General features: G+C 74.6%; 5 protein-coding genes. 1 reads left to right on the forward strand and 4 read right to left on the reverse strand.

The window, feature by feature from the left end:
• Positions 1–191: 191 nt before the first annotated feature.
• Both L2I40_RS14785 and pgi read right to left on the reverse strand, forming a co-directional pair.
• Positions 192–683 carry an RNA pyrophosphohydrolase gene (locus L2I40_RS14785; protein WP_237215906.1) on the reverse strand — a complete coding sequence of 164 codons (492 nt, stop codon included), beginning with the start codon at positions 681–683 and terminating at the stop codon, positions 192–194.
• Positions 680–2,320 (reverse strand): glucose-6-phosphate isomerase, encoded by a 1,641-nt coding sequence (gene pgi, locus L2I40_RS14790; protein ID WP_237215907.1) that lies wholly within the window; start codon positions 2,318–2,320, stop codon positions 680–682. The genes L2I40_RS14785 and pgi overlap by 4 nt, the downstream gene beginning before the upstream one ends.
• Before the next feature lie 162 nt (positions 2,321–2,482).
• Here pgi and L2I40_RS14795 point away from each other — a divergent pair, with 162 nt between their 5' ends.
• Complete coding sequence (locus L2I40_RS14795; protein ID WP_237215908.1) at positions 2,483–5,389, forward strand: hybrid sensor histidine kinase/response regulator; 2,907 nt, start codon at positions 2,483–2,485, stop codon at positions 5,387–5,389.
• Here L2I40_RS14795 and L2I40_RS14800 read toward each other — a convergent pair.
• Both L2I40_RS14800 and otsB read right to left on the reverse strand, forming a co-directional pair.
• Positions 5,322–6,779, reverse strand: coding sequence for an alpha,alpha-trehalose-phosphate synthase (UDP-forming) (locus L2I40_RS14800; RefSeq protein ID WP_237215910.1), 1,458 nt, complete (start codon positions 6,777–6,779; stop codon positions 5,322–5,324). The two genes, L2I40_RS14795 and L2I40_RS14800, sit on opposite strands and share 68 nt — an antisense overlap.
• On the reverse strand, positions 6,776–7,477 hold the full coding sequence (otsB, locus tag L2I40_RS14805) for a trehalose-phosphatase (RefSeq protein ID WP_237215925.1): 702 nt from the start codon (positions 7,475–7,477) through the stop codon (positions 6,776–6,778). Before otsB ends, L2I40_RS14800 begins: the two co-directional genes overlap by 4 nt.
• Between the last annotated feature and the right edge of the window lie 118 nt (positions 7,478–7,595).

Below are 7,595 nucleotides of genomic sequence, written 5' to 3' on the forward strand. Positions count from 1 at the left end.
CGGCCGGCGCACGCGCCGCGGGCCGCCTCCATCCCGGGCTGCCGGCCCCGCTGGGCTGCCTGATCGGCCATTGGCAGGTCACGCTCTCCCCGGCGGAGCAGGCGCCGGCCTGGCTCGCCGCGATGGACCGCTGAGCGGCGCAGGCGACCGGCCGAGGCTCGCTGGCCGGGGCGACGCCGCGCCAGCCCGACTCAGCGCGCCGCGAGATGCGCGAAGGCGCGCGCCAGCTCCTCGTAGATCGCGCGCTTGAAGGAGACGGCCAGCGCCGGCAGCTCCTCCAGCCGCGCCCATCGCCAGGCGTCGAATTCCGGATGCGGGTCGGCGTCCAGGCGGATGTCGGCGTCGGTGCCGCGAAAGCGCAGCGCGAACCATTTCTGCCGCTGGCCGCGATAGCGCTGCGCGATGCGGAAGCCGCCGGCGGCGAGCTCGGGCGGGAACTCGTAGTGCAGCCATTCTGGATGTTCGGCGATGATCTCGGCCTTGTCGGTGCCGATCTCCTCCGCCAGTTCGCGCAGCACCGCGCGGCGGAGATCCTCCCCCGCATCGACGCCGCCCTGCGGCAGCTGCCAGCCGCCCGCGGCGCCTTCCGCGTTCGGCATGTCGGCGCGGCGGGCGACGAGCACGAGCCCGGCGCCGTTGAACAGCAGCGCGCCGACATTGTCGCGATAGGGTTTCGCGCTCATCGCCAGAGCGCCCGGATGTGCCCGAGCGTCGCCGCGGTCGAGGGTTGCAGCGCCACGTCGCGGCCTTCCAGCGCGGCGAGGATCGGTCCGGTCAGCTGCTTGCCGAGCTCGACGCCCCACTGGTCGAAGGGGTTGATGCCCCAGAAGGCGCCGAGGCAGGCGACCTTGTGCTCGTAAAGGGCGACCAATGCGCCCAGTGACCGCGGATCGAGGCGCGGCAGCAGTATCACCGTGCTTGGCCGGTCGCCCGGGAAGGCACGGTGCGGCGCGAGGCGATCCACCTCCGCCGCATCCAGGCCGGCCGCCCGCATCTCCTTGCGCGCCTCCTCCTCCGTCCGGCCGCGCGCCAGCGCCTCGGCCTGGGCCAGCGCGTTGGCGAGCAGCTTGCGATGGCTGTCGGCGGCGTCGTGGTCCGGCTGCGCGACCAGCACGAAATCCACCGGCACCGGCGTGGTGCCCTGGTGGATCAGCTGCATGAAGGAATGCTGCGCGTTGGTGCCCGGCTCGCCGAACACCACCGGCCCGGTCGGCATCGCCACCGGCGCGCCGGCTGCGGTGACGCGCTTGCCGAGCGATTCCATCTCGAGCTGCTGCAGATGCGCCGGCAGCCGCGCGAGCCGCTCGTCATAGGGCAGCACCGCGCGGGCGGGGTAGCCTAGCGCGTTCACGTGCCAGACCTCGGCGGCGGCGAGCAGCAGGGGCAGGTTCTCGGCCTCCGGCGCCGACATGAAATGCTCGTCCATCGCGCGCGCGCCCCCGAGCAGTTCCTCGAACGCCGGCCAGCCGCAGGCGAGCGCGACCGAGAGCCCGATCGCCGACCACATCGAGAAGCGCCCGCCGACCCAGTCGCGGAAGCCGAAGACGCGATCGGGCGCGATGCCGAAGGCGGCGGTGGCGGGCAGGTTGGTGGAAAGCGCGGCGAGATGCGCGTTCGCCTGCGCCTCGCCGAGCGCCCGCACGAGCCAGCCGCGCACCAGATGCGCGTTGGCCATCGTCTCCTGCGTCGTGAAGGTCTTGGAGGCGACCAGGACGAGGGTGGTGCGCGGGTCGAGCGACGGCCGCACCGCCTCCCAGGCATGCGCGTCCACATTCGCCAGGTAGTGCGCGCGCATCGGCATGCCGTGGCGCCACAGCGCGCGCGTCGCCATGGCGGGCCCGAGGTCGGAGCCGCCGATGCCGATGTTCACCACGTCGGTGAAGCGGGCGCCCGCGGCGCCGGCGATCCGGCCGGCGTGGACGGACTCCGTGAAGGCGCGCATCGCGCCAAGGGTGCGGTGAACTTCGGTGGAGGCGTCCTCGGCCCCGGCGCGGAAGGTGCCGGGCGGTGCGCGCAGCGCCATGTGGAGAGCGGCGCGCCGCTCCGTCGCGTTCACCGGTTCGCCACGCGCCATGGCGTCGCGGAAGCCGGCGACGCCGCGCGCGCGCGCGAAACCGAGCAGCGCCGCCAGCGCCGCCTCCGTCAGCGATGTCCGGGACAGGTCGAGCAGCAGGCCGGCGCCGCGCCGGGTCAGGCGGGCGGAGCGTCCCGGATCGGTGTCGAGCCGCGTCCGGATCGCAGCCGCGTCAGGCCCAGCGGCCAGCGCCCGGACCGCTTCCCAGGCCGTGGCTGCAGTCGGTGCGGCCTCGGGCTGGCTCATGCGGCGATTCTCCCCGGACGAAACGCAACCGCGCATCGTGCGGTGCGGCGCGATTTCTGGTTACATACTGCCGGGACCAGGACCTGCGAAGGGAGCCGCATGCGGGCGGGGGCACACGGAAGGGCGAGCCGGAGGGGCACGGACCTGCGCCTCACGCTCGCCATGGCCGCCTTCGCGCTGCTGGCGACGGTGCTGTTCGTCCGCGTCATGCTGGCGGACCGGGAGTCGACCCTGGCCGACGCGCACCAGGGCGTCGCCAACGCGGCGGCCCTGCTGGCCGAACGCGCGGACCGGACCCTGCGCGTCGCTGAACTCACCGCCTCCCGCGTTGCCGACCTGGTCGCCCGGTACGGCGCCGAGGAACTCGCGGAGCGGCTCGTCGGCGACCTCGTGGCCCTCGATGCCGCGTCGCCCGAGGTCGGTTCACTCTGGGTGCTCGACGCGTCGGGGCGGGTCGTCGCCTCGTCGCTGACGCCGCCGCCACCACGCCTCGACGTGTCGGACCGCGACTATGTGCGCGCGCTGCTCGACGGCGAGGCGGACACGATCACCGCCCTGATGCGCAGCCGTCCGGAGGGGCTGTGGTTCTTCGCCTGGGCCCGCGCGGTCAGGGTGGACGGGCGGCTGGTGGGCATCGTGACCGCGGCGCTGCACGGCGAGGATTTCGGTGCCTTCGCCCGTCGCCTCGGCCTCGACCCGGGTGCCGAGTTGTCGCTGTACCGGCGCGACGGAACGCCCGTGATGCACTGGCCCCTGCCGGCGGCCCAGCCGGTGCCGAACGCGGCCGTGCGGACGGCCAAGGAGGGCATGACCGAGGAGCAGGGAGCGGACGGCGCGGCGCGGCTCGTCGCCTGGCGCGCCGCGTCGGTCATGCCGGTGATCGCCGAGGCGTCGCTGCCCCGCACGGTGGCGCTGGCGCCGTTCCAGACACGGCTGCTGCAGGGCTCGCTGCTCTTCGTGCTCGGCATGGCCATCGCGGGCTGGCTCGCGGTGGCCGGCCTTGCGGCGGAACGGCGCGAGGCGGAAGCGCGCTGGGCGGCCGAGGAACGCGGCACGGCGCTCGAGACGCTGCTGCGCGAGCGGCTCGGCCTGCTCGCATCGCTGCAGGAACGCGAGGCGCGGCTGCGGCTGGCCCAGCAGGCGGGCGGCCTCGGCCTGTGGGATCTCGACATCGAAAGCGGCCGGCTGTCGCTGGACGGAGAGGTGTTCGAGGCCTGGGGCGCGCCGGGGGCCGCAGGGACGGCCCCCGGCACGACGACGGGCCGGGCCGCGCTGCGGGCCATCCACCCGGCGGACCGGCGTCGGGTCATGGCGACGGTGGCGCTGTCCTGGAGGAGCGGCGCCCCGCTCGACACGGAGTTCCGCCTCGGCACCGGCGAGGCGGAACGCTGGATCGGCGTGCGCGCCGAGGCGCGAGGTCATGTGCGGCCGACCGAGCGGCTGCTCGGCATCGCGCTCGACGTGACGGGGCGGCGCCAGGCGCAGCAGTCGCTGCAGGACGCCAAGCTCGGTCTGGAACGCCGGGTGGCGGAGCGCACCGGCGCGCTCGCGCAGGCGAATGCCCGGCTGCGCGAGGGCGAGGCGCGGTTCCGCGGCCTCTTCAACGCCACCTTCCAGTTCATCGGACTGCTCTCCCCGGACGGCACGGTGCTCGAGGCGAATGCGGCGATGCTCCGCCTGGGCGGCGTGCGGGCCGCCGAGGTGACCGGCCGGCCCTACTGGGCCGCGCCCTGGTGGCCGGACGAGCCGGAGGTCCATGCGCTGCTGCGCGGCGCGGTGTCGGACGGCGCGGCGGGACGCTTCGTGCGCCGCGAGACGGAGATGCTCGACGTCTCCGGACGGCGGCTGATGGTGGATTTCTCCGTCACGCCGGTGCGCGACGAGGACGGGCTGGTGTCGCTGCTGGTGGCGGAGGCACGCGACATCTCCTCGCTCAAGGCAGCCCAGGCGTTGCTGCACGAGGCGCAGAAGATGGACACGCTCGGCCAGCTCACCGGCGGCGTGGCGCATGACTTCAACAACCTGCTGATGGCCGTGCTCGGCAACCTGGCGCTCGCCCGCAAGCGGGCGCTGCAGAGCGCACCGGAGTTGATGCGCCACCTCGACGCCGCGACGCAGGCGGCGGAGCGCGGTGCGACGCTGACGCAACGGCTGCTGGCCTTTGCACGGCGGCAGGACCTGAAGCCGAGGGCGGTGGAGCTGCGCGGCCTGCTGGCCGGGCTGGATGCGCTGCTGCGCCGGTCGGCCGGGCCGCTGGTGAATGTGGAGGTCAGCGTGCCGGAGGATCTGCCGCCGGCGCATGTCGATCCGCTCGCCCTCGAACTCGCGCTCGTCAACCTCGCGGTGAACGCGCGCGATGCGATGCCGGATGGCGGGCAGCTCAGCGTTCGGGCGGCGCTCGTCGAAGGGGCGGGCCCCTCCGGCCTCGGCGAAGGGCGCTGGCTCACCATCGCGGTCTCAGATACCGGCGCCGGCATGGACGCAGCGACGCTGACGCGCGCGGTGGAGCCCTTCTTCACGACCAAGGGGCCGGGGCACGGGACGGGGCTCGGGCTGTCCATGGTGCACGGCCTCGCCGCCCAGTCCGGCGGGCAGCTGCTGCTCGAAAGCGCGCCGGGGCGTGGCACGACGGCGACGATCTGGCTCCCCGCCTCGGCCCTGGTGCCGGAGGTGACGGCCGCGCCGAGCTGGGAGGTGCCCGCTGGCTGCGGTCGTGGCGCCGTGCTCGTGGTCGATGACGAGGAGCTGGTGCTCGAGAGCACCGCGGCGATGCTGCAGGAGCTCGGCTACGAGCCGCTGCCGGCCGAGAGCGGGGAAGCGGCGCTTGCGTTGCTAAGCACGAATCCCGGGATCGTCGCCGTGCTCACCGACCACGCCATGCCCGGCATGACCGGCCTTATGCTGGCGGAGCGCGTGCGGGCGGAGCGGCCGGACCTGCCGGTGATCCTTGCCACCGGCCATGCGGGCGCCTGGGCCGACGCCCCGGGCGCGCCGCCGCGGCTCATGAAGCCCTACGGGCTCGGTGAGCTCGCGGCTGCGCTGCGCGGAGTGCTGGCCGAGGCGGCGTGATGCCAATCGGCGGCGCGGCGCCGTCTCCGCCCGCCGTGCCTGCGTCCGGCAGCGGCGCATCCTCCAGCGCGGCGAGGAAGCGCCTGGCCCAGATCGCGGCGCTGCCGGCGCGCACGGCGGTGTCCATGCCGCGCCAGCGGGCCAGCCGCTCCTCGGCCGGCATCGTCAGCGCTGCGTCGAGCGCCTCCGCGATGTCGTCGGGGTCGAGCGGATTGACCAGCAGCGCGCCGTCGAGCTCGACCGCCGCCCCGGCGAAGCGCGACAGAACGAGCACGCCCGGATCCTCCGGATCCTGGGCGGCGACGAACTCCTTGGCGACGAGGTTCATGCCGTCGCGCAACGGCGTGACCAGCCCGATCCGCGCGAGCCGCATGTAGCCCGCCAGCGTGGGCCGCGCGACGGCGCGCGTGATGTAGCGGATCGGTCCCCAGTCCGGCTCGGCATACTGGCCGTTGATGCGCCCGACCGCCTCGTCCAGCTCGCGCCGCAGGGCGCGATAGGTGGCGACGTCGCCGCGGCTGATCGCCGCGACCTGGAGGAATGTGACCTTGCCGCGGTGGCGCGGGAAGCGCTGCAGCAGCTTGCCGAAGCCGGCGATGCGCTGTGGCAGCCCCTTCGTGTAGTCGAGCCGGTCCACGCCGATCGCCAGTGCGCGGCCGGCCAGGCTCTCGCGCAGCTGCGCGACCTCGCGGGTGCGGAAGCGGCGGGCGGCGAGGCTCGCGAAGCCGGCCGCGTCCATGCCGATCGGGAAGGCGCCGACGCGCGTCGCGGCCTCGGGCTCGCCGGTGCCGATCAGGGCGCCGCGCAGGTTCTCGGCGTCGTCCTCGGTCTGCACGCCGATCACGTCCGGCGCCGCCATGGCGTGCAGCACGGCGTCGGCGTTGGGCAGGCCGAGGAAGACCTGCCGGGGCGGGAAAGGCACGTGCAGGAAGAAGCCGATGCGCTGCCGGCAGCCGAGCGCGCGCAACTCGCCTGCGAGCAGGAACAGGTGGAAGTCGTGCACCCAGATCGTGTCGTCCGGCCGCAGCATCGGCGCGAGCGCCGCGGCGAAGGCGGCGTTGACGCGCCGGTAGCCGATCCAGTCCTCGCGCGCGAAGCGGGCGATGCCGAGCCTGTAGTGCAGCACCGGCCAGAGCGCGTCGTTGGAGAAGCCGCGGTAGTAGTGGCGGTAGTCGGCCTCGCCCAGGTCGAGCGTCGCGTAGCAGGTGCGACCGGCCTGCACCTCGTTGGGCGTCGCGCCGGTCTCCTGCGCGGTGGCGCCCGACCAGCCGAACCACATCGCGTCGCGCCGCGCCAGCGCGTCCTTGAGGGCCACGGCGAGCCCGCCCGCGGTCGCGCCGCGTTCGCGCGGGTCGGGCACGCGGTTGGCGACGACGACGAGCCGGCTCATGCCGCAAGCCTGGCGAGCCAGTCGCGCAGCGCTGCCGGCGTGCCGAAGGCGTCCTGCAGCCGCAGCCCGAGGCCGCCGGCCGCGCGCGCCGCGGTCATGCCGGCCTCGTCGGTGACGTCGTCGCCGACGAAGACGGGGCGTCGTCCGGCGAAGGGTGCGCGCGCGAGCAGCGTGGCGACGGCGGTGCCCTTCGACACGGCGGCGGGCTTCACTTCCCAGGCCATCCGCGCGGGCAGCAGCTCGAACCGGGCGTTGCCGGCGATCAGCGTCTCCAGCAGCGCCCGGATCGGCGCTGCCGCCTCCGGCGCAAGCCGATAGTGCACGGCGAAGCCATGCGCCTTCGGCTCGACCAGCGTGCCGGGGAAGCGCAGCGCCAGCGCCTGCGCGCGTTCGCGCCATTCCGGCGGCGGGCTGGCCAGGGCGATCCGCTCCGGCACCGTGCCGGGGATGTGGCGGATGGCTGCGCCATGCTCGCCTGCCAAGGCGAGCGGGATGGGCAGGAAGGCCTCGAGTTCGGGAATGGTGCGACCGGAGACGACGGCGAGCGCCCCGCCGAGCCGGTCGGCCAGCCGCATGAGCAGGCGCGGCAACCCGGGCGGTATCTCGACCGCGTCGGGACGTGGGGCGATCTCGACCAGGGTCCCGTCGAAGTCGAGGAAAAGCGCCGCCTCCCCGGTGGCGATCGCGGACGCGTCCATGGTGGCGAAAATGGGGCGGATCGCGGCCGCGTCGACCGCGCTCGCGGTATTGTGCGCTGCAGCACGTCCGGCGCGGCGTGGCGCCGCCGCTCGGCGCGGCGGCGGCGCCGGGGGCGGC

The sequence above is a fragment of the Falsiroseomonas oryziterrae genome (genome assembly GCF_021864505.1).
GTDB classification, from domain to species: domain Bacteria; phylum Pseudomonadota; class Alphaproteobacteria; order Acetobacterales; family Acetobacteraceae; genus Falsiroseomonas; species Falsiroseomonas oryziterrae.